Origin of the sequence: Providencia rettgeri (assembly GCF_023205015.1) — a bacterium.
Taxonomy (GTDB): Bacteria; Pseudomonadota; Gammaproteobacteria; order Enterobacterales; family Enterobacteriaceae; genus Providencia; species Providencia rettgeri_E.
In genome coordinates, this window is record NZ_CP096258.1 from 3,066,185 (window position 1) to 3,090,913 (window position 24,729).

General features: G+C 41.8%; 22 protein-coding genes and 1 other RNA gene. 7 read left to right on the top strand and 16 right to left on the bottom strand.

Features of this window, described 5'->3' with window-relative positions; translation table 11 throughout:
* Nucleotides 1-7 precede the first annotated feature (7 nt).
* The 6 genes from M0M83_RS14015 to xerD all read right to left on the bottom strand — a co-directional run bounded on the left by M0M83_RS14015 (nt 8) and on the right by xerD (nt 7,524).
* Complete coding sequence (locus tag M0M83_RS14015; protein WP_125894081.1) at nt 8-562, bottom strand: hypothetical protein; 555 nt, start codon at nt 560-562, stop codon at nt 8-10.
* Between the two features lie 834 nt (nt 563-1,396).
* Nucleotides 1,397-2,914 (bottom strand): lysine--tRNA ligase, encoded by a 1,518-nt coding sequence (gene lysS, locus M0M83_RS14020; RefSeq protein ID WP_248466783.1) that lies wholly within the window; start codon nt 2,912-2,914, stop codon nt 1,397-1,399.
* A gap of 7 nt (nt 2,915-2,921) precedes the next feature.
* Nucleotides 2,922-4,023 (bottom strand): peptide chain release factor 2 gene (gene prfB / locus M0M83_RS14025; protein ID WP_248466784.1). Its coding sequence is split into 2 segments (ribosomal slippage): nt 2,922-3,944 and nt 3,946-4,023, totalling 1,101 coding nucleotides; the frame shifts between segments, so codons are not numbered across the junction.
* Between the two features lie 129 nt (nt 4,024-4,152).
* Nucleotides 4,153-5,886, bottom strand: coding sequence for a single-stranded-DNA-specific exonuclease RecJ (recJ, locus tag M0M83_RS14030; RefSeq protein WP_213914556.1), 1,734 nt, complete (start codon nt 5,884-5,886; stop codon nt 4,153-4,155).
* A 9-nt stretch (nt 5,887-5,895) separates the two neighbouring features.
* Complete coding sequence (gene dsbC / locus M0M83_RS14035) at nt 5,896-6,600, bottom strand: bifunctional protein-disulfide isomerase/oxidoreductase DsbC (RefSeq protein ID WP_248466785.1); 705 nt, start codon at nt 6,598-6,600, stop codon at nt 5,896-5,898.
* 21 nt (nt 6,601-6,621) lie between these two features.
* Nucleotides 6,622-7,524 carry a site-specific tyrosine recombinase XerD gene (xerD, locus tag M0M83_RS14040; RefSeq protein WP_109912915.1) on the bottom strand — a complete coding sequence of 301 codons (903 nt, stop codon included), beginning with the start codon at nt 7,522-7,524 and terminating at the stop codon, nt 6,622-6,624.
* Nucleotides 7,525-7,641: 117 nt separating this feature from the next.
* Here xerD and fldB point away from each other — a divergent pair, with 117 nt between their 5' ends.
* Nucleotides 7,642-8,160 (top strand): flavodoxin FldB, encoded by a 519-nt coding sequence (gene fldB / locus M0M83_RS14045; RefSeq protein WP_125894089.1) that lies wholly within the window; start codon nt 7,642-7,644, stop codon nt 8,158-8,160.
* Between the two features lie 108 nt (nt 8,161-8,268).
* On the opposite strand, the gene M0M83_RS14050 is transcribed toward fldB, so the two are convergent.
* Nucleotides 8,269-8,679: a protein YgfX gene (locus tag M0M83_RS14050; RefSeq protein ID WP_213914557.1), complete on the bottom strand. Its 411-nt coding sequence runs from the start codon at nt 8,677-8,679 to the stop codon at nt 8,269-8,271.
* Nucleotides 8,660-8,926: an FAD assembly factor SdhE gene (sdhE, locus tag M0M83_RS14055; RefSeq protein WP_004261864.1), complete on the bottom strand. Its 267-nt coding sequence runs from the start codon at nt 8,924-8,926 to the stop codon at nt 8,660-8,662. Before sdhE ends, M0M83_RS14050 begins: the two co-directional genes overlap by 20 nt.
* A 247-nt stretch (nt 8,927-9,173) precedes the next feature.
* Between sdhE and ygfZ the strand changes: the two genes are divergently transcribed.
* The 3 genes from ygfZ to M0M83_RS14070 all read left to right on the top strand — a co-directional run bounded on the left by ygfZ (nt 9,174) and on the right by M0M83_RS14070 (nt 11,926).
* Nucleotides 9,174-10,157, top strand: coding sequence for a tRNA-modifying protein YgfZ (gene ygfZ / locus M0M83_RS14060; RefSeq protein WP_125894094.1), 984 nt, complete (start codon nt 9,174-9,176; stop codon nt 10,155-10,157).
* Nucleotides 10,158-10,168: 11 nt separating this feature from the next.
* Complete coding sequence (locus M0M83_RS14065; protein WP_125894096.1) at nt 10,169-10,789, top strand: HD domain-containing protein; 621 nt, start codon at nt 10,169-10,171, stop codon at nt 10,787-10,789.
* Between the two features lie 240 nt (nt 10,790-11,029).
* Nucleotides 11,030-11,926 carry a YncE family protein gene (locus tag M0M83_RS14070; protein WP_248466786.1) on the top strand — a complete coding sequence of 299 codons (897 nt, stop codon included), beginning with the start codon at nt 11,030-11,032 and terminating at the stop codon, nt 11,924-11,926.
* A 95-nt stretch (nt 11,927-12,021) separates the two neighbouring features.
* Here the strand turns inward: M0M83_RS14070 and gcvP are convergent, their stop codons facing one another.
* The 7 genes from gcvP to M0M83_RS14105 all read right to left on the bottom strand — a co-directional run bounded on the left by gcvP (nt 12,022) and on the right by M0M83_RS14105 (nt 21,869).
* Nucleotides 12,022-14,898, bottom strand: coding sequence for an aminomethyl-transferring glycine dehydrogenase (gene gcvP, locus M0M83_RS14075; RefSeq protein ID WP_213914559.1), 2,877 nt, complete (start codon nt 14,896-14,898; stop codon nt 12,022-12,024).
* Between the two features lie 364 nt (nt 14,899-15,262).
* A complete protein-coding gene (gene gcvH / locus M0M83_RS14080; RefSeq protein ID WP_125894102.1) occupies nt 15,263-15,655 on the bottom strand; it encodes a glycine cleavage system protein GcvH in 393 nt (130 codons plus the stop codon).
* Between the two features lie 46 nt (nt 15,656-15,701).
* On the bottom strand, nt 15,702-16,796 hold the full coding sequence (gene gcvT, locus M0M83_RS14085) for a glycine cleavage system aminomethyltransferase GcvT (RefSeq protein WP_248466787.1): 1,095 nt from the start codon (nt 16,794-16,796) through the stop codon (nt 15,702-15,704).
* Nucleotides 16,797-17,309: 513 nt separating this feature from the next.
* Nucleotides 17,310-18,539 (bottom strand): FAD-dependent 2-octaprenylphenol hydroxylase, encoded by a 1,230-nt coding sequence (ubiI, locus tag M0M83_RS14090; RefSeq protein WP_213914561.1) that lies wholly within the window; start codon nt 18,537-18,539, stop codon nt 17,310-17,312.
* 26 nt (nt 18,540-18,565) lie between these two features.
* Entirely contained in the window at nt 18,566-19,744 is a 1,179-nt protein-coding gene (gene ubiH / locus M0M83_RS14095) for a 2-octaprenyl-6-methoxyphenyl hydroxylase (RefSeq protein ID WP_213914562.1), read from the bottom strand.
* 34 nt (nt 19,745-19,778) lie between these two features.
* On the bottom strand, nt 19,779-21,101 hold the full coding sequence (gene pepP / locus M0M83_RS14100; RefSeq protein WP_213914563.1) for a Xaa-Pro aminopeptidase: 1,323 nt from the start codon (nt 21,099-21,101) through the stop codon (nt 19,779-19,781).
* A 189-nt stretch (nt 21,102-21,290) separates the two neighbouring features.
* Nucleotides 21,291-21,869, bottom strand: a complete 579-nt coding sequence (locus M0M83_RS14105; RefSeq protein WP_125894112.1) for a YecA family protein — start codon at nt 21,867-21,869, stop codon at nt 21,291-21,293.
* Nucleotides 21,870-22,008: 139 nt separating this feature from the next.
* Here M0M83_RS14105 and zapA point away from each other — a divergent pair, with 139 nt between their 5' ends.
* From zapA to M0M83_RS14120, 3 genes are all read left to right on the top strand, one after another.
* Nucleotides 22,009-22,338 carry a cell division protein ZapA gene (gene zapA / locus M0M83_RS14110; protein WP_125894114.1) on the top strand — a complete coding sequence of 110 codons (330 nt, stop codon included), beginning with the start codon at nt 22,009-22,011 and terminating at the stop codon, nt 22,336-22,338.
* A gap of 111 nt (nt 22,339-22,449) precedes the next feature.
* Nucleotides 22,450-22,631, top strand: a non-coding RNA gene (gene ssrS / locus M0M83_RS14115) — 6S RNA.
* Between the two features lie 119 nt (nt 22,632-22,750).
* Entirely contained in the window at nt 22,751-23,344 is a 594-nt protein-coding gene (locus M0M83_RS14120; protein WP_248466788.1) for a 5-formyltetrahydrofolate cyclo-ligase, read from the top strand.
* Nucleotides 23,345-23,382: 38 nt separating this feature from the next.
* Here the strand turns inward: M0M83_RS14120 and serA are convergent, their stop codons facing one another.
* Entirely contained in the window at nt 23,383-24,633 is a 1,251-nt protein-coding gene (gene serA, locus M0M83_RS14125) for a phosphoglycerate dehydrogenase (protein ID WP_213914565.1), read from the bottom strand.
* Nucleotides 24,634-24,729: the final 96 nt, after the last annotated feature.

Consider the following 24,729-nt stretch of genomic DNA (forward strand, 5'->3'; position numbering starts at 1 on the left):
TTTATTCTCATAATCCACTAATTTTCTTCAATGTTGATTCGGTAGACAATACTGAGTTATAACGAACTTTTGCACACAATACTTTAGTTTTAGATTCTATCGCCATTTGTAATAATTCAATCGTGTCAGGGCTAGCCGTCCCCTCAACTTGTCGATATAGACGGTTGATTTCGCTAACCTCTTTAAATGAACCTACTAAGCGATTGTAATCTTTAGGTGAGAGTGTTTTGAGTGCATTGAGTTCTTTAACACACGTATTTAAATGAGCAAATGTTTGCTGGTCGCCCCCTGTTTCACCATAGGCTGTTGAAGCAATTGGTGTACGGTTGATAGCGCTGTTTAATACTTTTTGAGATTCAGGGTATGTGTTATCAACTTGACCTGAATTGGTATCAGCAGTCGGTTGTGTGACCGGTTGATCGGTACTTGTATTGACTACCTGTTTACTTGGAGTATTCGGTGTTGCTGTATTGTATGTGTCTGAGCCAAATGTACAACCTGAAAGAAGGGCTGTACCTGCTATAAGCAAAGATGCAACATAAAATTTATTTTTTAAAAACATATGGTTACCTTACCAGCACTTTTCTTCGCTATTATAATGATGTCCAAAAAACCTAGTGTAAGCTAAAAACTAGCTATTTTCTATAAGCCCGAATGTAGAAATAGAGTCATCTCATAAATTTAGATTAACTTAACTTTAGTTTTAAAATTATTTTATTGCTACATTTTCATTAATTTTATGAGCTGATCCCTACTCGCCGCCCTTATAAAAGGATAATTCTACACCTTTGCCGTCATTTTTTATTATTTTATGTCAGGGAACGATCGGGCTACTCGATAAACTTTTTAGCAACTCAATACTTTCCATGCACACTCTTATTTTAGGTCTACCGTCAGTAACAATTGTTAACAAATAAAATATTCACTCACAAAAAAAACAATCTTATATTTTCATTTATCATGTCGCTGACACATTTTAAACCGCTGATATGACAACATGCATTATCAGACTAAATATGGGTAACCTGCTTAATTCAATTTTACAAGCTAACAATAATTAAAAATTATAAATAGAATCAAATTTTTATCAAAATACGTATTTATCGATATTAAACTACGTAATAAAGCATAGCAGTTATCTGTCAGAATTACTTATATTAAATTGATACGATTCGTAACTCAAATTTATTTTTAATAAAAATTTAGTGATTACATAGCCATAATCACTAAAAAAGCACTTTTCAGTGATTTTATTTTAGCTTACTCATTTAGCGTCTAGTAAAGAGTGTTTTATCTTATAACTAAAATGAACTGATTGAATAAAGCATAAGAAGAGTCAATGTGGATAGCTTATAAATGTTAATGTATGCCCGATATTAACCGGGCATACTCGCATTTAAGCTTTGCTAGGACGTAAAGCAGGGAATAAAATAACATCTCGAATAGTATGACTATTAGTGAATAACATCACCATTCGGTCAATACCAATACCTAAACCAGCTGTTGGCGGCAAACCATGTTCTAATGCAGTAACATAGTCTTCATCATAGAACATTGCTTCGTCATCGCCTTCGTCTTTTTGACGAACTTGCTCTGCAAAACGTTCAGCTTGGTCTTCTGCATCGTTTAATTCCGAGAAACCGTTACCAATTTCCCGGCCACCAATGAAGAATTCAAAACGGTCAGTAATGAATGGATTATCATCATTGCGACGCGCTAATGGTGAAACTTCAGCAGGATATTCAGTGATGAATGTCGGTTGAATTAAGTGGCTCTCTGCAACTTCTTCAAAGATTTCACACTGAATGCGGCCAAGCCCCCAGCTTTTCTCAATTTTGATACCAATTGATTGAGCAATAGCCACTGCTTTATCCATATCGTCCAAATCAGCAACGTTAGTTTCAGGACGATATTTGCAAATTGCCTCTTTCATTGTGAGTTTGGTAAATGGCTTACCAAAATCAAACTCTTGCTCACCATACTGAACAACCGTGTTACCTAAAACATTTTGTGTCAATGTACGGAATAAATCTTCTGTTAGCTTGATCAGAACACGATAATCCGCATACGCCATATACAGTTCCATCATGGTGAATTCTGGGTTATGACGTGGAGATAAGCCTTCGTTACGGAAGTTACGGTTGATTTCAAACACACGTTCGAAACCACCAACAACTAAACGCTTCAAGTACAACTCAGGCGCAATACGCAAGTACATATCGATATCTAATGCATTATGGTGAGTCACAAATGGACGCGCAGAAGCACCACCTGGAATGACTTGCATCATTGGGGTTTCGACTTCCATGAAACCGTAACCAACCATAAAATTACGCACTTCAGCGAGGATCTTGGAGCGAACAATAAAAGTATGACGAGATTCATCATTCGCGATTAAGTCAAGGTAGCGCTGACGGTAACGTGTTTCTTGGTCTGATAAACCGTGGAATTTGTCAGGTAATGGGCGCAATGCTTTAGTCAATAAACGAACTTCATGACAATGAACGGTCAACTCACCTGTTTTGGTTTTAAATAAACGGCCTTTCGCGCCTAAAATATCGCCTAAATCCCATTTTTTAAATTGTTCGTTATAGATGCCTTCCGCTAAATCATCACGGGAAACATAAATCTGAATACGCCCGCCAACATCTTGTAACGTTGCGAATGATGCTTTACCCATGATGCGACGAGTCATCATACGGCCAGCAATCGACACTTCAATATTTAGGTCTTCAAGCTCTTCGGATGTTTTATCATCATATTGCGCATGAATTTTATCGGAAATATCTTCACGACGAAAATCATTTGGAAATGGAATCCCTTTTTCACGCAGTGCCGCTAACTTTTCTTTACGGGCTTTAAGTTCGTTATTCAAATCAGGTGCTTGTTCAACACCTTGTTGTTCCTGAGACATTTTTTCCTCACAGGCCAGCTTTTAAGCTAGCTTCAATGAATTTATCCAAATCACCATCCAGTACGGCTTGCGTGTTACGCGTTTCCACACCAGTACGTAAATCTTTAATTCTTGCATCATCAAGGACATAAGAACGAATCTGGCTTCCCCAGCCAATATCAGATTTGTTCTCTTCCATCGCTTGCTTGTCTGCATTTTTCTTTTGCATTTCCAGTTCGTATAGCTTCGCTTTTAACTGGCGCATCGCTTGGTCTTTGTTTTTATGCTGCGAACGGTCATTCTGGCATTGCGTCACAATATTGGTTGGAATATGTGTGATACGTACCGCTGATTCCGTTTTGTTAACGTGCTGACCACCAGCACCAGAAGCACGGTATACATCAATACGTAAATCCGCTGGATTGATGTCGATATCAATATCATCATCAACTTCAGGATAAATAAACGCAGAACTAAAAGAAGTATGACGACGCCCGCCTGAGTCAAATGGACTCTTACGGACTAAGCGATGAACGCCTGTTTCCGTTCTTAGCCACCCGTAGGCATAGTCACCAATAATTTTGACCGTTGCCGATTTTAGCCCAGCAACATCACCATCAGACTCTTCGATAATCTCGGTTTTAAAGCCCTTTGACTCAGCCCAACGCAAGTACATGCGCAATAACATACTCGCCCAATCTTGCGCTTCAGTACCGCCAGAACCCGCTTGTAAGTCAATATAGCAGTCTGCACTATCGTATTCGCCTGAGAACATACGACGAAATTCAAGTTGCTCTAATTTGCCCTGTAATAGCTCTAACTCAGCTTCTGCTTCATTGAATGTATCTTCATCGTCAGCTTCAACTGCAAGTTCTAATAAACCTTCAACATCTTCAAGGCCTTGCGTCATCTGGTCAATCGTCTCAACAATCGCTTCAAGCGATGAACGTTCTTTACCAAGGGCTTGCGCTCTTTCGGGTTCATTCCAAACATCAGGCTGTTCAAGCTCAGCGTTGACTTCTTCTAAGCGTTCCTTCTTGGCATCATAGTCAAAGATACCCCCTCAGAACCACTGTCCGCTCAGACAGGTCCTGAATCTTACTTTTTACTGGGTTTATTTCAAACGTCATTTTTCAATATCTTATGGTTAGTCAAAAATAATTTTTTATTCACAAACCGTTTAGTATAGCGGAATTTATCTCATGTTTATAGCGCCATCAAACGCTATTTCATCGTTATTCAGTGTGTTAGTTACCCGTTTAATCAGGCCAAATATGTTCAACCATTAGCTGCACATTCTTTTGCCCACGATACTCATTCACATCCAACTTAAAAGCAATTTTAGCTTTTTTGATACTGTTATCTGGCCAGCGACGAACATCAATATTAAACATGATGGCATCTAACATTGGGCCGCCATTCACTGGCTCTAACATGAGTTTTAGATGACGCTCACCCACTAGCCTTTGCTGTAATAATTGGAATTCACCATCAAATACTGGCTCAGGGAATGATTGTCCCCAAGGGCCACTCTCTCGAATAAGTTCCGCGGTTTCTAAACAAAATTCATTGCGAGAAAGCTCACCATCACTCCATATCACTCCAGCAAGTTGTTCAGGCTGAATAAGTTCTCCCATCAATAGCTCAAAGTGATGTTTAAAAGCATCAAATTTATCCACTTCAAGCGTCAAGCCTGCTGCCATCGCATGACCACCAAACTTTTGCATTAACCCCGGTTGTAAGGTATTCAAGCGTTCAAGTGCATCGCGCATGTGTACCCCTTGAATGGAGCGCCCTGAACCTTTTAATAAGCCATCACCCGCAGGAGCAAATGCAATAACCGGACGATGGTATTGTTCTTTGATCCTAGAAGCCAATATCCCTACAACGCCTTGATGCCATTCGGGATGGTAAATGGCTAGGCCATTTGGTAGCTGGTTTTCACCGTATTCGAATTGATTAAAAAACACGAGAGCTTCTTGCTGCATACCCGCTTCAATCTCACGGCGAGTTTGATTTAGCCCATCCAACTCATTTGCCAGTTCCCGCGCATAGGCCATATCGTCAGTCAGTAATAATTCAATGCTCACTGACATATCATCTAATCTACCTGCTGCATTTAACCTAGGGCCAAGTGCAAAACCGAAATCATTTGCCACTAACCTGGATAAATCCCGCTTGGAAACCTCAACGAGGGCTTTAATACCCGCGCAACAACGCCCTGCTCTAACCCGATTAAGCCCTTGGTGAACTAAAATACGGTTATTTACATCCAGAGGAACTACGTCTGCGACCGTTCCCAGCGCAACTAAATCAAGGTACTCGGCTAAATTAGGCTCTGCCACGCCTTGTTGCACAAACCACCCTTGCTGACGTAAATACGCACGTAATGCCGACATTAAATAAAATGTAACACCAACTCCCGCTAATGATTTAGAGGCAAAGCTACATTCATTTAAGTTCGGGTTGATTATCGCATCCGCAGCAGGCAACGTTTCCCCCGGCAGATGGTGATCTGTAATAATGACATTTATTCCATAGTGGCTAGCGGCTTCAACGCCTTCATGGGATGAAATGCCATTATCAACGGTAATAATAAGATTCGTTCCTTGGTTACGCGCCTCTTCAACCACCAAAGGTGTTAAACCATAACCATTTTCAAAGCGGTTCGGAACGATATAATTGATATTCCGATATCCCATTGATTTTAAGGCTCGAATAGCTAACGCAGTACTGGTTGCTCCGTCGGCATCAAAATCCCCAACAATGGTGATAGCCTCATGTTCATTTAAAGCACGATAAAGTAGCGGTAATGCCTTATCAATACCCGATAATGTCCGATAATCCAATAAATTGGCTGCTTTACGCTCTAATTGAGTGATATCGGTGACGCCTCGGTGTTGGTAAATCCGTTGTAATAGTTCAGGCAAGCCAGGAAGTTGAGCAGCAGAACTTTGCTGCTGCCTTTGTTGTAAGAGTGTTTCTACATTCACAATAATTAACTATTTTTCGTTGAGTAATTGAACAAGGGCATCCGGTTTCATGTAGCCAGGTAGTAATTGCCCATCCGGTAGGATGATTGCTGGTGTTCCCGTCACTTTAAATAAATTACCCACACTCATGTGTTTGCTTAGGTCAAGTTTGCAATCTTCAATCATGGCAATTTCCTCACCTTTAAACGCTTGCGTTAGCGCTTTTTGTGGTAGGCCATTACACCAGATAGACGCCATTTTTTTCCCTACGTCGCTGTCCGCACCTTGACGTGGATATGCAAGATAACGCACCGTGACACCTTGGCTATTTAGTTCACCAACAGATTCATGTAATTTTTTACAGTAACCACAGCTAATATCGGTAAAAACGGTCACAACATGCTTTTCCTGCGGTGCTTTAAAAACAATCATTTCATCTTTGAGCGCTTCTACTTTTTTCATTAATGGCTGATTACTGATATTAACCGGGGTTTTACCGCTCATATCATAAATTGGCCCTTGCAATAAATATTTGCCGTCATCAGTGATGTATACGACACCGGTTGATGTTTCAACAAAATTCAGCCCAACAATAGGTGAAGGTTTAATCACTTCAACAACCATGTTGTATTTTTCCAACGTATCACGAATAACTTTTTCTTCCGTTGCTCCATAGACTGAGGAAGTCAACGTTGCAATACATGCCGCAGCCAATAATATCAATTTGCGTTTCATAAATAGTCCTTTAATCATGCATCACCCCCTTGGATGATGCTGCTCATGTAATACTCGTAACCGTTCAGTCGCTACATGAGTATAAATTTGTGTGGTTGATAGATCACTATGACCTAACAACATTTGTACCACGCGTAGATCCGCCCCATGATTGAGTAAATGGGTTGCAAATGCGTGTCTAAGAACATGCGGTGAGAGTAGCTCGCTATCAATATGAGCAAGTACTGCGTAATATTTTATTCGGTGCCAAAACGTTTGCCGAGTCATTTTCGTGCCACGCTTACTCGGGAATAGAATATCGCTCGTTTTGCCATTTAATAAATCTGGGCGGCCTTCATCAATATATTTCTCTAGCCAATATATTGCCTCTTCCCCCAAGGGAATCAATCTTTCTTTATCGCCTTTACCGACAACACGAATAACCCCCTGCCGCAAACTAATATCTGAAAACGTTAATCCGATTAATTCAGAAACACGCAAACCACATGCATATAGCACTTCCAACATGGCTTTATCACGTAACTCTAAAGCATCTTCAGTCGCAGGAGCATTTAATAAATCCTCAACTTGCTTTTCACTTAAATCTTTGGGCAAACGCTGCGGAATTTTTGGGGCAGCAATCACCGCTGAAGGGTCATCCAAACGGATTTTTTCCCGGTACAAATATTGAAAGAGTCGACGCATCGCACTTAATAAACGTGCCGAACTGGTTGCTTTATATCCACAATCAATGCGTTCAGCAAAAAAAGATTGTAGGTCAATTGATTGAACATTTTCTAAATGCAACTGATGTGCATCAAGCCATTTATCTAATAGTTGAAGGTCATTACGATAAGAAGCCAATGTATTTTCGGCAAGATCTTGTTCAAGCCAAATTGTATCAAGAAATTGTTCAATTAATGGATTAAGTTGTTTTGTTTCCACGACAAATAAGCTTCCTTTAGATAATACCACACGATTCTATTATGCCTGAATGTGGCTGCTTCTGTTACAATACATCTCTTGTGATGAAAACCATAGCTGGACATAGTAATAAAATATATGAAAATAGGTCTTTTTTACGGTTCTAGTACCTGTTATACCGAAATGGTTGCAGAAAAAATACGTGATATTCTCGGCGATGATTTAGTCACACTTCATAACGTTAACGATACACCGCCTACAGAAATGGAACAGTATGATGTTCTTATTTTGGGAATACCTACATGGGATTTTGGTGAAATACAGGAAGATTGGCTTGAAATTTGGGAAGCGCTTCCCAATCTTGACTTAGCAAATAAAATCATTGCTATGTATGGTTTGGGTGACCAAATAGATTATGGCGAGTGGTTCCTTGATGCCCTAGGAATGCTCTATCACCAACTGAAACCAACTGGTGCTAAATTTGTTGGCTTCTGGCCAACCGAAGGCTATACCTTTGATAGCCCTAAACCACTCAATGATACCGGTGATATGTTTGTTGGCCTTGCATTAGATGAAGTCCACCAGTTTGAACAAACCGATGAGCGCATTGCACAGTGGTGTGTACAGATTTTTCAGGAAATCGAAGCGTTGTTATAATGCAAGTTGATGCAAGCTTATATTGACTGGATGATTGATAACCCAAAGTGAGGGTTATCTACATACACTTAGGCTACCCATGCGGTTTAACACCGATGATTTGGTAGCCTAAATATCAGGATATTGCAGCAATAACTGGTTTAAATTACGCCAATTATCTTCTGACAGGGCGTCCTTCGCTACCCACAAATAAACCTTTTGCGGTTTACCCTGCAAAGCTTCTAGTGTCAGCAATGTCCCATAACGGCTAAGCCAAGGCGCTTTTAGTATTCTCCACTCGTTTTTCTTCCATTGCACCTTATTGCCATTAACCAGTACAGCAACACCCTTTATTTTACTTATCGTTTTTTGACTCTTAGCCCAACTCGCAACCACAACCACTAATAGTGGTAGCCATATCATTGAGTTCTCAGGAGACCATGGTGTCAATAGCAAAATCATCCCAACAACCCCATGAACACAGGTTGAGAACAGTTGAGTTTTCCATGAAATGGAGAGATTAGATTTCCACAGGACCACGATTTTTATTTTTTTCCTGAATCAGTTTAATCATACGAAAAAGTTCGTCATCATCTGGGCGACCGTGATTCATTAACCAATTGAATAAATCAGGGTCCGCACATTCTAATAAACGGACAAATACCTGCTTATCATGCGTTGTCAGGTCATCATATTCATACTCAAAAAACGGCATGATTGAAATATCTAATTCACGCATACCACGGCGGCATGCCCAATGAATTCGTGCTTTGTTCTCAATATCCATTCCACTACGGCCTTTTTTGCAGTTAACTGATTAGATTGATTATTTTCCATACTCTAACAGATTATCCGCCAAGAAAACATGTCATAGACAACATTGTTGTAATTTTAGTAGTAAAATACCGTTTTTCTACAAACAGATGATAAAAAACTATTAGATAATACAGGTTCATCATAATAACTACTTGCAATGTTATCTAGCTATTTTACCATTAGGCACCTTTATCTATCAAAGAACAACAGGTGAAATCATGACTAACCAAATTGATAGTACACAGCAATTCCCTCTCGGCTCTCAGTCTTTACCACTCGTTTTGATTTCACTGGAAAACTGGGAACTTATTCATATCCACGGCGCTGATGCAGAGAAATACCTGCAAGGCCAAGTAACCGCAGATATCGCCACACTTAAACAATCACATGCATTAACAGCACATTGTGATCCTAAAGGTAAGATGTGGAGCGACCTCCGCCTATTCCATCATTTAGATGGCTATTCCTATTTATTAAGAACCAGTGTTGCCGACTCACAACTCGCCGAACTGAAAAAATATGCGGTTTTCTCAAAGGTTACCTTTGAAAAAAAATCGGACCTTAAATTAATGGGAGTGGCAGGTCAAGGCGCTAGAGAAGCGCTAGCCACATTATTTACTGCATTGCCTGACGATCAAAATCAGGTCGTTACCGACGGCGCTTCCACAATATTGCATTTTGCATTACCCACCGAGCGTTTTTTAGTGATCACCAACGAAGAAACCGCACAAAAAATGGCCCAAAGCTTAGGTGCTATTCAGGTCAACGATGAACAATGGTTAGCCCTTGATATCGAAGCCGGTTTTGCGGTTATCGATCAAGCAAATAGTGCCCAACATTTACCTCAAGCCACTAATTTACAAGCTCTACCTCATGGTATTAGCTTTAAAAAAGGCTGTTATACCGGGCAAGAAATGGTTGCACGAGCAAAATTCCGTGGTGCAAATAAACGCGCGATGTATACCTTAAAAGGCACTGGCACCTCCATTCCTGTCATTGGTGAAGGTGTGGAATGGCAGCTTGGTGATAAATGGCGCCGCACGGGAACTGTTTTGGCCGCTATCCGTTTAGGTAGTGGCGAAATTTATGTACAGGTCATTATGAATAATGACATGGAAGCCGATAGCGTTTTCCGTGTTATGGGTGATGAGCAAAGTCATCTAACCATCGTGCCACTACCTTATTCATTAGAAGAGAATTAATTGGAGTTTTTATGTCATCTGCATTAGGTAGCAAGCCCGTAGAGGTGGTTAATTTTGGGGCTTTTACCGAAGTCGTCCAATTTTTAATGGAATTAGATAAACTCAAAAGCGTTTATCGTAAAAATAAGTTATTGAACCGTGAACGCCAAGAAAACACCGCAGAGCATAGTTGGCAATTTGCGGTTGCAGCAATGAGTTTTGCACCTTATGTACAAGGCATTAATATCGAACATGCGATAAAGCTTGCCCTTGTGCATGACATTGTTGAAATTGACGCAGGTGATGTATTGGTCTTTGATAATGCAGCTCGTGATGCGATTCATGAAGAAGAAGTTAAAGCCGCTAACCGTATCTTTAACTTGTTGCCTAGCCCACAAGCTGAAACCCTTTTAGCGTTGTGGAATGAATACGATGCATTAGAAACACCAGAGTCTGTCTATGCAAATGCCATTGACCGAGCGATGCCAATGCTAATGAACTTGCACAATCAAGGACAAAGTTGGGTTGAAAATAATATCCGCCTTGAGCAAGTACTCAGTAAGTGTGATTATATCGAACAAATTCTGCCTGAGTTTTATCAGCAGTTAAAATTACAGTTAGAACTCGCTCAAAAAAAAGGTTGGTTGTTGTAATTTTCGCCAAAAGCGGCTGAAAAGCCGCTTTATTTAACGTATTACACTCATCTAATTTATATTGTCTGTGACAAGATATGCTTTTCACTAATTCATTATTTTAATTTAAATAATAAACTACTTTATATTCTATATATAATTATTAATCTCGACTAATAAAGAAATATCAATATTAATAACTTGCTAATTATTAATATCACTCCTATCTTTATCATTGAACATTTGCCTAAGAGGTTTAAAATGCAAAAATTCAATGAATATTCAACCCCTTACCTTTTACTACTAGATGTCCATTCTCCCGCGATCATTCAATTCAATAAATCAACACATCAAACAACCCCAATTATCGAAGGGCTCGGTGGAACTCCTGACGGCATTGCCATTGACCCTACTAATCGATTAATTTATTGGAGCAATATGGGGGATGATTATGATGCTGACGATGGATCCATCAATGTAATAAATTTTGATGGTACTGGCAGAAAAATGCTATTAGGCAATGGGAAAATAAGAACACCAAAACAATTGCATCTTGATTTAGTCAATCAACGATTATATTGGTGTGACCGCGAAGGCGGTATGGTTTCCTCATGTCATGTCGATGGCTCTGATTTATTAATCCATGTAGCAAGGCCTCGAGATAAACACAATAACGTAGATATATTAGACCAGTGCGTTGGTATTACTGTTGATGTTGCAAATAACTGGCTCTATTGGACACAAAAAGGCACCGCTAAAGGCAATTTAGGCCGTATTTTTAGGGCGCCATTAACACCTAAAACCCAGCAATCAGCCAATCAACGCACTGATATTCAATTGCTCCTTCAAAACCTACCCGAACCTATTGATTTATTGCTTGATGAAGAAGCCCATATTTTATATTGGACAGATAGAGGTGCTGAGCCCGATGGTAATAGCTTAAATTGTGCCACTATTGCTGCTGATGGATTGAGCCATTACAAAGTAATAAGCCGTGGTTTTAAAGAGGCGATTGGGCTCACATATGATAAACCAGCACAACTGATGTATGTCGCCGACCTTAATGGGGGGATTTACCAAGTCGTCATGGAAACAGGCGGAGTGGAAAAACTCTATCAAGGTAAAAATTACACGGGTATTTCACAATATTCGGGCTAGAAACACCCATAATAAAGGCTTGATTTCAGTAACCTACTGAAATCAAGCCTAAAAACATTTAATTCACACTATTTAATGAAAAGCGTGATTCATTCCTACATATAATCTTCAATCGGTACGCACGAGCAGTGTAAATGGCGGTCACCATACACATCATCGAGGCGTTTAACCGCTGGCCAGTATTTATTTGCTTTGGTTTGTGCTGTAGGGAACACGGCAAGCTCACGGCTATAACGATGTGACCACTCCCCGACTAACTCTGTTTGCACATGAGGCGAATTCACGAGAGGGTTATCTTCGAGTGTCCACTGCCCTTTCACTACTTGGTCAATTTCATCGCGTATAGCTAACATCGCATCAATAAAACGGTCAATTTCCGTCATACTTTCAGACTCAGTCGGCTCAATCATTAAAGTGCCTGCGACAGGGAAAGACATGGTTGGCGCATGGAAACCATAATCAATTAAACGCTTAGCAATATCGAGCTCACTAATACCGGTGTCTTTCTTAATTGGGCGCAAGTCAACAATACATTCGTGAGCCACATAACCGTCTTGCCCTGTATATAAAATGTCATAACGACCAGAAAGGCGCTTAGCAATATAGTTAGCGTTCAAAATAGCCACTTGGCTCGCTTTACGTAAGCCATAAGAGCCCATCATACGAATGTACATCCAGCTAATTGGCAAAATTGATGCACTACCAAATGGCGCTGCAGATACCGCACCTTGGTCGGTTAACATTTCTTGCTCAACCACAGAATGCCCCGGTACGAACGGCGCCAAGTGTTTTTTCACACCAATAGGCCCCATGCCTGGACCACCGCCACCATGAGGGATACAGAATGTTTTATGTAAATTCAGGTGAGACACATCCGCACCAATAAAGCCTGGGGTTGTTAGCCCAACCTGAGCATTCATATTTGCACCGTCAAGGTATACTTGACCACCATATTGGTGAATAATTTCACACACTTCACGAATACTTTCTTCATATACCCCATGGGTTGATGGGTAAGTTACCATCACGCAAGAAAGTGCTTCACTATGTTGCTGAGCTTTTTCACGTAAATCAGCTAAATCGATATTACCTTCATCATCACAACGCACTACCACCACTTCCATACCCGCCATATGCGCAGAAGCTGGATTGGTACCGTGAGCAGAGGCCGGGATCAAACAAATATTTCGTTCCCCTTCATTGCGACTTTCATGATAGCGACGAATAGCCAATAAACCTGCATATTCCCCCTGAGCCCCTGAGTTAGGTTGCATACAAACCGCATCATAACCGGTCAATTGCACTAACCAATGAGAAAGCTGCTCTATCATTTGGTGATAACCTTGAGCCTGCTCAGGTGGGCAGAATGGGTGTAGCTCGCCAAATTCAGGCCACGTAATTGGGATCATTTCCGCTGCCGCATTGAGCTTCATCGTACAAGAACCCAGTGGGATCATCGCTTGGTTTAATGCTAAATCTTTGCGCTCTAAGCTATGCATATAGCGCATCATTTCGGTTTCACTATGGTAACGATGAAAGTTTGGATGCGCTAAAATTTCATCATCACGTAACATTGCGCTTGGGATCCCTTGCTCTGCCGCTGAAACCGATTGGTCGAGCTTTTCAAAATCCAACTTAGCTTCAATACCTGTGATCACCGCAAATAATTCATTTAAATCTTGGCGAGTCGTGATTTCACTAAACGTCACACCAACTGCACCACGAATATCAGTGCGTAAATTCACTTTAGCTTTCTCTGCACGTGCTAGCACCGCTGTTTTGTCTGCCACTTCAATGCAGAGCGTGTCAAACCAAGTTTTATGGCGTAACGAAACCCCTGCGTCTGCTAATGCTTTAGCGAAAATAGAGCTGAAGCGATGGATACGCTCAGCGATCATTTTCAGCCCTTGTGGCCCATGGTAAACCGCATACATGGCGGCAATATTGGCTAACAACACTTGAGATGTACAAATATTCGAGTTCGCTTTTTCACGACGAATATGTTGCTCACGAGTTTGCATCGCCATACGCAGCGCGGTGTTGCCTGCCGCATCACGTGAAACACCTATCAGACGTCCCGGCATCGCCCGCTTGAACTCATCACGACAAGCAAAGAATGCTGCATGTGGGCCACCGTAGCCCATTGGTACACCAAAACGTTGAGCTGAGCCGAATACAATGTCAGCACCCTGTTTACCCGGAGCAGCTAACAGCACAAGAGCCATCATATCTGCAGCAACGCAGCTGACAATTTTGCGCTCTTTTAGTTGAGCAAATAGTGAACTGTAATCATGGACGTTACCTGTTGTACCAACCTGTTGAAGTAGCACACCAAAAACACCTTCATGCTCCAACACTTTCTCTGCGCTATCGACAATCACTTCAAAACCGAAGGTGCCCGCACGTGTGCGAACAACATCGAGAGTTTGCGGATGAACATCATCTGCAACAAAGAAGCGTTCTGCATCTTTCAGTTTGCTGATCCGTTTTGCCATCGCCATGGCTTCCGCTGCCGCAGTTGCTTCATCCAATAACGATGCAGATGCGAGATCTAGCCCCGTAAGATCGATAGTGACCTGTTGAAAATTCAGCAGTGATTCTAAACGGCCTTGTGATACCTCGGGTTGGTATGGCGTATAAGCGGTATACCAACCCGGGTTTTCTAATAAATTGCGCAAGATAACAGGCGGAAGCACTGCAGGTGCATAGCCCATACCTATGTAGCTTTTGTAGCGCTTATTGAGTGATGCTATCGCTTTTAATTCCGCTAAAGCTTCTTGCTCCGTTGCACCACCACCCACTCTTGGAGGCTCAGCAAGTAAAATGGCTTTGGGAACAATTTTGTCCATCAAAGCATCTAATGACGTTGCACCCACGGTGTCTAACATGGTTTTTAATTGTTGTTCTGATGAACCTATGTGGCGCGAAATGAATTCTGAACGGTTTTCTAATTGACTCAGTGACATCGACATATCTGTGTTCCCATCCTTTGTCTGCTATGCATAAGTTGTAGGGCGGCTATTACGGAACTTGCGAGATAACGCTTAAAATCAATGATATTGCAGTTGTTTCTTGTTTCTTGTTTCTAACTAATTAGATTTTATCAATCCTCTAAATAGTTCATCTTGTGACTAGGCGGCAAGCAAATGAGACCCTAGGAGCATACACCAGTATGTGACTAGGGCGAATGAGCGAAGCCAACACCGCCACAAGATGAAATATGACGAGGTTGTGGCTAGGCGGCAAACGAATGAGACCCTAGGAGCATACACCAGTATGTGACTAGGGCGAGTGAGCGTAGCCAACACCGCCACAACACAAAATATGACGAATAAACTATTCTTCGGCTTCGATCATAGACGTATACCCCGCCGCATCAATCAAATCCGCCAGCTCTGCGGTATCCGACGCCTTAATACGGAAAATCCAACCTTCTTGATACGGTTGTTCATTCACGAGCTCTGGTGCGTCATTCAACTCGCTATTAACTGCCACAATTTCGCCACTCAATGGTGCGTAAATATCAGATGCCGCTTTAACTGATTCGACGACTGCAACGTCATCGCCTGCACTTACCGCAGTCCCCACTTCGGGTAAATCTACAAACACCATGTCACCCAACGTCTCTTGCGCATGTTCGGTGATACCTACTGTATACTCACCATTTCCCTCGTCACGCAGCCACTCATGTTCACGGGTATACATTAATTCTTTAGGTGTATTGCTCATCACTAGCCTCTCAATTTTTAAATTTATTAATTCGATCTGCCCAAATTTACACTAAGCGGTTTCCTTCACGGACAAAGCCTGGCTTAACGACTTCAACTGGCATTTCTCTTTGTCTGATCTCAACAATCGCTTTATCTTGAATTCCGTTCGGGACACGTGCTAACGCAATACTAAAACCTAGGGTTGGTGAGAAAGAGCCACTGGTTATCACCCCTTCTTGTAGTTTCCCCAGTTCATCAGTAAAGCGGACAACTTGCCCTGCACGCAGTATACCTTTTTCACGCATCACAATACCGACAAGTTTTTCAGTACCTTGTTCGCGTAATTTTTCTAATGCTTCACGGCCAATAAACTGGCGCTCTTCAGGTTTCCAAGCAACCGTCCATCCCATATTTGCAGCTAATGGCGAAATCGTTTCATCCATATCTTGCCCATATAGGTTCATACCGGCTTCAAGACGTAAAGTATCACGTGCCCCTAAACCCGCTGGGTGAACCCCTGCCTTAAGCAGTTTATGCCAAAATTCAACGACCTGCTCTTTAGGCATAGCAATTTCATAACCTTTTTCACCCGTATACCCAGTGGTTGCAATAAATAAGTCCCCGGCTTGAACACCATAAAAGGGTTTCATTCCTTCGATGCTGTTTTTTTGTTCTGAACTGAGTAACGAATGAACCTTTTCTGGCGCTTGCGGCCCTTGAACAGCCAAGAGCGCTAAATCATCGCGCACACGAATTTCAACCGCATAGCCTTTAGCATGTTGTTCAATCCAAGCGAGGTCTTTATCACGTGTTGCGGAGTTTACAACGAGACGATAAAAGTCATCAGCAAAGTAATACACAATCAGGTCATCAATAACACCACCGGAAGCATTCAGCATACCTGTATATAAAGCTTTGCCTTGTTCTGTGAGTTTATTGATATCGTTGGCGAGAAGGTAACGCAGAAAATCACGACAACCTTCACCGTGTAAATCGACAATAGTCATATGGGATACATCAAACATCCCTGCTTCGGTTCTGACAAAATTATGTTCATTGATCTGCGAACCATAATGCAACGGCATCATCCAACCATGAAAATCGACCATTTTTGCACCGCAGGCTATATGTTCATCATATAGTGTTGTTTGCTTTACCATGAATACCCTCTTTGCATTATTAATATGACAGGGTGATTGCGTGGTGAAAATTACCCATCTGCAATAAAATACCTTGATAATTTTACCCCAACGCAAACGATAACTTTTTAAAAACCTACCACTGTTTGCTGTTCTATCCTATAAAAAAAAATAGGGCGACCATTCCTCTGTATTACTGATTGCGCTCTGATTTTGCCAGCGCTTTTTGTTAAATAATTGAGAATGATCACTCAAAATCCTTACATTCAGGGGAAAATAGCACGAAATATAACCACAAATAGAATTTAAATAGTCACTTTGACAATAAAGCTCATTACAGCAATATAAATAAAACTAATGCGAAAAACGAATGTAATTAGTTTTTTTCAGTCATGATAGAAAGAGAGAGTTCCGCTATTCATACTAAAACGTAATAATAAAAATTATTTTTATGCAGAGTTCAATTACGACGCTCTGTATTTTGACATAAGAAAAAGGCACAATTTTATCAACTGTGCCTTTTGGGAAAAGGATTTAGAGGGCGTCTTCGACTTGTAACTGTTCCAACCACTTAGGCATATCAAACAGACCCATCGCATGGTTTAATAATTGCGGTTTAACCCCTGGCAAACTGTCCGCTAAGACCAGCCCGATATCACGAAGTAATTTCTTCGCAGGGTTATTACCATCGAACAATTCACGGAAACCTTGCATACCCGCCAACATCAGTGCTGCACTATGTTTGCGGCTACGTTCATAATCACGCAAATATAAGTATTGGCCAAAGTCTTTACCTTCACGGTGCAAACGTTTTATTTCACCGATTAGCATGGCGACATCCATAAACCCAAGGTTAACCCCTTGGCCAGCTAATGGATGGATGGTATGTGCCGCATCCCCTAACAGCGCTAAACGTTGAGCCGCAAATTGCCTTGCATAGCGCCCCGTCAGAGGAATGGTTAATCGGTCACTTTCAACTTGGCAGAGGCCAAGGTGAACATCAAACGCAACTGCCAGTTCTTTATTAAAATCAGCGGGTGCTAAAGACTGGCGTCTTGCTGCCTCCGTGGCCGGTTGAGACCAGACAATCGAACAAAGGTGTGGGTCACTTAATGGTAAAAATGCCAAAATACTTTCACCATCAAAAGCTTGGCGAGCAACGCCTTCGTGAGGTTTTTCGGTTCGGATCGTAGCAACTAACGCGGTATGTTCATAATCCCAAAAGGTTAATGGAATATCGGCATGGCTACGCAACCACGAGTTTGCCCCGTCAGCCCCCACAATTAACCGCGCTGTTAACATGTTTTCATCATCTAACGTAATAAAAACATCGTTTTCCCCCCACACCACTTTTTTAATCGTTGCGGGGGCTAATAATGTCACATCGCGAAGTTGCGATACTTTTTGCCATAGGGCATCACGTACAACATTGTTCTCAACAATATGCCCTAAATGGGTTAGGTTACGTTCTTGAGCGGTAAACGTAATTCGCCCAAAACTGTCGTTATCCCAAACTTCCATGCCATTATAAGCTGAAGCTCGCATTCCTTTAATGGTTGACCATACACCTAAGTGGGTCAGTAACTTCTCACTTGCTGCATTAATGGCAGATACCCTTAATGCGTGCGGCTCTGCGGCACTGAATGGCACCTTCGGTGGATGATTTTCAATGACCGCAACACGTAGTCCACTCCCTTCAAGCCCACAAGCGAGTGCTAACCCAACCATACCACCACCGGCGATAACCACATCAAATGACTGCATATTTTTTATTCCTCTTTATTTCGTGGTTATTGGTGAGCAACCCAGCCCAATGTTTGGCGAGCCAAAATATCACGAGCTGGTGGCAACATTTCCATTGCCATTAAACCTAAGTTACGGCCGACAATAAGCGGTAAGCAGCGATTCGCAAATAAACGGACCAAACCGTCGGTTATCGAAACCGTTTTGTCTCTATCTAACGCTCTGGCTTGTTGGTATTGGCTTAATAATGAATAACGACCAATGTCTTGCCCTTTCGCATTTGCATCTACCACAATGTGAGCCAGTTGCATCACATCACGGATGCCTAAATTGAAGCCTTGTCCCGCAATGGGGTGCAAGGTCTGAGCAGCGTTCCCCACTAACACGACTCGATGGCTAACTGGGTTAAGCGCTTTACGTAATACCAGTGGATAACAATGACGCTTACCGGCCATAATAATTTCGCCTAACCGCCAGCCGAACGCTTGCTGTAACTTGCTAATAAATGTTTCATCATCCCACGCGTTGATATCGTCGGCCTGTTCTTGATGGTGGCACCACACTAAAGAGCTGCGCCCTTGTGACATAGGTAATAATGCCAAAGGACCGAATTCAGTAAAGCGCTCAAAGGCTTGGCCTTTTGGGTCAATGGCAGTTTTCACATTCGCAATAATGGCCACTTGCCCATAATCGTCCTGTTGCCATTGCATATGGCAGGCTTTGCCAATAGCGGAATGGCTGCCATCCGCAGCAATTAGTAATTCCCCGGTTACCTCATCACCATTATCCAAAGTGACCGTAACGATATCTTGTTCACGATGGACATTTTCTACTTTTGCAGGGCAATAAAGAGTGACTCCGGGCGCTTTACGTAACAATGAAAACAGACGGGCGCCCGCTTCGTGCAGTTCAATCACATTGCCTAGAGCATCGATATGATAATCATCAGCAGCAATATTCACAAAACCGGCATGGCCTCTATCAGACACATGAACGCGATTAATGGGGGTCACACAATCTGCTAAAGCAGGCCAAACGCCTATTTTTGCTAATGATTGACAAGTGCCGTGGGCTAACGCAATCGCACGTGCGTCAAACCCGGGATGTTTGCCATCTGGCACAACAGCCTCGATTAGTGAAACCGATAATTTTCCTTGGCTAAGGGATGATATTGCCAGTGCTAATGTTGCACCCGCCATACCGCCCCCCACGATGATCACATTCATGCGTTGTTTATTACCTTTCTATGATGACTGACATCTACCCTAAATTGTGCGTTGCTGCCGCCATTAGGGCTTCAATTTCATCAGGGTCTTTCACGACTAAATCTGTTAAGTTTTCATTTCCGTTTTCGGTGATCACAATATCATCTTCGATACGTACACCAATACCGCGATATTGTGGCGGCACATCTGCATCTGGTGCAATATATAAACCAGGCTCGACAGTTAATACCATCCCCACTTCAAGTATACGGTCTCGGTCTGTGCCATAAAAACCCACATCATGTACATCTAACCCTAACCAGTGACTTAAACCATGCATAAAGAATGGATGATATGCCTTGTTTTCGATCAATTGATCCACATCGCCTTGTAAAATTCCAAGTGCAACAAGACCTTCTGTTTTGATACGCACAATCTCACGTGTCACCTCATGGATACTGGTACCCGGACGATATAAAGCTAATGCGGTATTTAACGCTTTAAGGACGATATCGTAAATTTCTCGTTGTGCTTGGCTAAATTTGCCATTAACTGGGAAAGTTCGCGTGATATCCCCTGCATAGCCATCAAATTCTGCACCCGCATCAATTAACACGAGTTCGCCATCTTTCATTAGGCTCTCATTTTCGGTGTAGTGCAAAATACAGGCATTTTCACCACTACCCACAATGGAGTTATATGAAGGGAAACGTGCACCATGGCGAGTAAATTCATGTTCTAACTCACCACAAAGTTGGTATTCATACATATTCGGCCGGCAAGTTTCCATTGCTCTGACGTGTGCTAGAGCAGAAATTCGCCCAGCCATACGCAGGGTATTAATTTCTTCTTCCGACTTAAATAAGCGCATTTCATGGACAATCGGCCGCCAATCAACCAATGTTTGTGGCGCGCGTAAGTTACGACGGCTACCTTTACGTAGAATATCTAAGGCATCAAATACCAATTTATCGGCATAGGCAAACTCACCTTGTGCATGATAAACCACGTCGAGGCCATTCAGTAATTGATAAAGTTGCTCTTCTATTTCATTGAAAGGTAACGCTTTATCAATACCTAATTTTTCAGGTGCGGCGTCTTGCCCAAGGCGGCGACCAAACCAAATCTCAGCGGTTAAATCACGAACACGGTTAAAAAGAACAGTATGGCTATGTTTCTCATCGCTTTTAATCAGGACTAATACGGCTTCAGGCTCACTAAACCCCGTTAAATACAGAAAGTCGCTATGTTGACGATACGGGTATTCGCAATCCGCATTACGTTGCGCTGGAGGCGCTGAGAAAATAATTGCTGCACTGCCTGATTGCATTTGAGCCAATAATGCATTGCGACGAGAAATAAATTCCTGTTTATTCATACCGTTTTTGCCTTATTATCAGAATAATTAGATTGCTGAATATATTGTTTGTGTTTAATCAATCACATACAACATATACTGGCGACATGACTTAAATCTGGATACACCTCGTTTTCAAGCACTTAGTTTATCAATAATAAAGTATTGATTGATTAAGTTAAGTGCTTTGAAAATTCATATTGATAGAAACTAATGAAGAACCGGTTTATCATTTTCTACAGCTGTAGGGCCTTTAGTCGGCTCAATCAACGCAATGTAACATAATTGCACTGCCACCCTGACATACTCAACTACTTCTTCTAACGCTTGCTCAAGTTCTTCTTGGTCTTCGTCTTCGTCATAACCAAGCATACCAATATTGCGTAAATCTGTGATAACTTCGCTTATCTCTTTTTTATCAGCCAGTTTCGGTTGTGTAACCCCCATACCTAATAAAAAGTGATTAACCCAACCCGCCAACGCATCAGCATGGTCAAAAATAGACGCTTCTTCGCTAGGAAATAGCAGGGTAAATGCAAATTCGCTATCATCAAGTGCGTCAAATGTGGTATCGAAGAGCTCTCGTAATGGCTGCGAAACCGTTTGTGGGAACGCTAATCCATCGTTAGCAAGGTCATGGACCAACGTTTGCCAGCTATGGTCACGGCCCCCACCACAGATCAACCCGGTTATTAGACCATGGATCTCCGCAGCAGTAAGTGCGATTGAGTGCTGTTGTAGCAATTTGTCCAGTGATTCATAGTTTGGTAAAGATTTTTGTATAGACATCTGAATTCGTCATGTTAGCTTATGATTCGTGATATGCTACCATCAAGGATAGCCGCTAGACCAGTATGCTTTTGTCTTATCTATTAATTGCGCCAAATATGATGTATTTACGGCGAGTATTATTCAGTATGGAGGTATAATGTCCGCACAACCTGTCGACATCCAGATTTTCGGGCGCTCAATGCGAGTCAATTGCCCAGCAGAACAAAAAGAGGCCCTTCTTGAGTCGGCTAAAGAATTAGAACAACGCTTGCAAAATCTAAAAGATAGAAGCGGTGTGACCAACACGGAACAACTTATTTTTATTGTAGCATTGAACGTCTGTCACGAATTAGCACAAGAAAAGACAAAAACGCGTGATTATGCTTATAATATGGAAGAGAAAATAAAAATGTTGCAGCACACAATCGAACAAGCGTTGCACGATCAGGTGAAAATTACTGAGAGGCAGGTATTGCCCCTAGAGTAAATCTGCTTATTAATCAGACACTAGTAGAAAAAAATATACAAAATTAAGGTTGCATTTTAAATCTAGTTTCGTACAATGAAATCACTGAGTAACGATAAGTTCTCAAACCAAATTTCTCTGAGATGCGCGTGAGTGGGCGAGTCCCCTGAGCCGATATTTCAACTAAATAGAATGTGGTTATGGCGCTGGTGAGCATGCCTGATTCGCTCAGGAAGCCTAAAGGTTGCTAAACTGCGTTCACCTTGAACCAAGGGTTCAAGGGTTACAGCCTACAACGGCATCTTGGAGACCCTCAATTAAGTTCCTGCTTATTTTTCATTTGTTTTCTACATAACTTACCATCTTGCGATATACTCTAAGTAATATAATTACTGGGTTAACTGTTTTTATCGTATTTATAACAGGTTATCACATGCAAGATTCTCTCTCGACACAACGCCAGCTGGTACGTCAAGCTATCCGTCAGGCACGCCGCCAACTAAGCCTTGAACAACAACAGAGTGCCGCTGAGCAACTCATGCATAATGCATTAAGCCACCCGAAAATTGCACAAGCCAACACGATTGCTTTGTTTCTTTCTTTTGATGGGGAAATTGACACCAAACCGCTCATTCATGCGCTATGGGCCCAAGGCAAACAAGTCTATCTCCCTGTTTTACACCCTTTTAGTCGCCACCATTTATTATTTCTTCACTATCGCCCAGACAGCCAACTCGTTAAAAACCGATTTAATATTGATGAGCCACCACTGGATGTCAGAAATGTGCTACCCCTTGAGAAATTAGATATCATGCTTATTCCATTAGTGGCATTTGATACTCAAGGGCAACGGTTAGGGATGGGAGGTGGGTTCTACGATAGGACTCTTGCAAATTGGCAACAAACTGGGTTTTATCCCATTGGCCTTGCCCATAATTGCCAGCAAGTAGAAAAACTCCCTGTCGCGCACTGGGATATTCCGTTACCCGAAATTATTACGCCGCAAAAAATATGGCGCTGGTCATAAATACCCGCGCCATCATTTCACACCATTTTTAGCGTAACTTAGAACAGTAAACGCGCGCGAATGGTTCCAGGCAAATCTTTTAATTTCTGGAGTGCTTCATCTGTTTGGTTTGGCGTTTGCATTAATACGTCAATAACCACATAACCTACGTTGCCTGATGTACGTAAATACTGGCCAACAACGTTAATGTTATTTTCAGTGAAGACTTGGTTGATGCTATTCAAAATACCAGGGCGGTTTTCATGAATATGCAAGAAACGGTTTGTGTCTTCAGTATGAACTGGCAGAGAAACCTCTGGGAAGTTAACCGCCGATAATGTTGAACCGTTATCTGAATACTTAGCCAGTTTACTTGCCACTTCTAACCCAATGTTTTCTTGAGCTTCTTCTGTAGAGCCCCCAATGTGCGGTGTTAAAATCACATTGTCGAACTTAATCAATTCAGAGATAAATGGGTCATTAGGGTCATTGTTCGCAGCGGGTTCACTTGGGAAGACATCCACCGCAGCACCTGATAAATGCTTGGTTTCTAACGCAGCGGCCAGTGAAGGAATATCCACGACTGTTCCACGTGATGCGTTAATGAATATAGAGCCAGGCTTCATACGATCGAATTGTTCTTTAGCAAACATATTCTTCGTACTTGGGGTTTCAGGCACATGTAAGCTAACCACATCACTCATATTCAGCAGTTCAGTTAAAGAGCGAACTTGAGTTGCGTTACCTAAAGGGAGTTTGTTTTCAATATCATAGAAGAAAACATTCATACCGATACCTTCAGCTAAGATCCCTAGCTGAGTACCAATGTGACCATATCCAACAATCCCAAGGCGCTTACCACGCGCTTCAAAACAGCCTTTAGCTTGTTTTTCCCAAATACCTCGGTGTGCTTGCATATTGGCTTCAGGAATACGACGTAGTAAAAGTAATAATTGGCCTAATACCATTTCTGCAACGGAACGTGTATTCGAAAATGGTGCGTTAAATACAGGGATACCACGTTTTGCCGCAGCATCTAAATCAACTTGGTTGGTTCCAATACAAAAACAACCTACTGCAACGAGTTTTTCTGCTGCAGCGAAAATTTCTTCAGTAAGATGAGTACGGGAACGGATACCTACAAAACGTGCATCTTTAATCGCTTCTTTTAATTCTTCGTCGGATAACGCACTTTTGTGATATTCAATATTGGTGTAGCCTGCGGCTTTTAAGTTATCAACCGCACTTTGGTGCACACCTTCTAGCAGTAAAAATTTAATTTTGTCTTTTTGCAAAGATACCTTAACCATTTCCCTACCCTATCGTGAACGTACTTAAGATTTATAACAGATGAACCCATGTGTTTGCCTAACATAGCTCAAGAGAGATGACATCCATCTACCTTG

Bases quoted from the DNA above. Each gene is read 5' to 3' on its own strand.
- M0M83_RS14015 (WP_125894081.1), bottom strand. From the start codon at position 562: ATGTTTTTAAAAAATAAATTTTATGTTGCATCTTTGCTTATAGCAGGT.
- lysS (WP_248466783.1), bottom strand. From the start codon at position 2,914: ATGTCTCAGGAACAACAAGGTGTTGAACAAGCACCTGATTTGAATAAC.
- dsbC (WP_248466785.1), bottom strand. From the start codon at position 6,600: ATGAAACGCAAATTGATATTATTGGCTGCGGCATGTATTGCAACGTTG.
- fldB (WP_125894089.1), top strand. From the start codon at position 7,642: ATGAAAATAGGTCTTTTTTACGGTTCTAGTACCTGTTATACCGAAATG.
- sdhE (WP_004261864.1), bottom strand. From the start codon at position 8,926: ATGGATATTGAGAACAAAGCACGAATTCATTGGGCATGCCGCCGTGGT.
- ygfZ (WP_125894094.1), top strand. From the start codon at position 9,174: ATGACTAACCAAATTGATAGTACACAGCAATTCCCTCTCGGCTCTCAG.
- M0M83_RS14065 (WP_125894096.1), top strand. From the start codon at position 10,169: ATGTCATCTGCATTAGGTAGCAAGCCCGTAGAGGTGGTTAATTTTGGG.
- M0M83_RS14070 (WP_248466786.1), top strand. From the start codon at position 11,030: ATGCAAAAATTCAATGAATATTCAACCCCTTACCTTTTACTACTAGAT.
- gcvP (WP_213914559.1), bottom strand. From the start codon at position 14,898: ATGTCGATGTCACTGAGTCAATTAGAAAACCGTTCAGAATTCATTTCG.
- gcvH (WP_125894102.1), bottom strand. From the start codon at position 15,655: ATGAGCAATACACCTAAAGAATTAATGTATACCCGTGAACATGAGTGG.
- gcvT (WP_248466787.1), bottom strand. From the start codon at position 16,796: ATGGTAAAGCAAACAACACTATATGATGAACATATAGCCTGCGGTGCA.
- ubiI (WP_213914561.1), bottom strand. From the start codon at position 18,539: ATGCAGTCATTTGATGTGGTTATCGCCGGTGGTGGTATGGTTGGGTTA.
- ubiH (WP_213914562.1), bottom strand. From the start codon at position 19,744: ATGAATGTGATCATCGTGGGGGGCGGTATGGCGGGTGCAACATTAGCA.
- pepP (WP_213914563.1), bottom strand. From the start codon at position 21,101: ATGAATAAACAGGAATTTATTTCTCGTCGCAATGCATTATTGGCTCAA.
- M0M83_RS14105 (WP_125894112.1), bottom strand. From the start codon at position 21,869: ATGTCTATACAAAAATCTTTACCAAACTATGAATCACTGGACAAATTG.
- zapA (WP_125894114.1), top strand. From the start codon at position 22,009: ATGTCCGCACAACCTGTCGACATCCAGATTTTCGGGCGCTCAATGCGA.
- M0M83_RS14120 (WP_248466788.1), top strand. From the start codon at position 22,751: ATGCAAGATTCTCTCTCGACACAACGCCAGCTGGTACGTCAAGCTATC.
- serA (WP_213914565.1), bottom strand. From the start codon at position 24,633: ATGGTTAAGGTATCTTTGCAAAAAGACAAAATTAAATTTTTACTGCTA.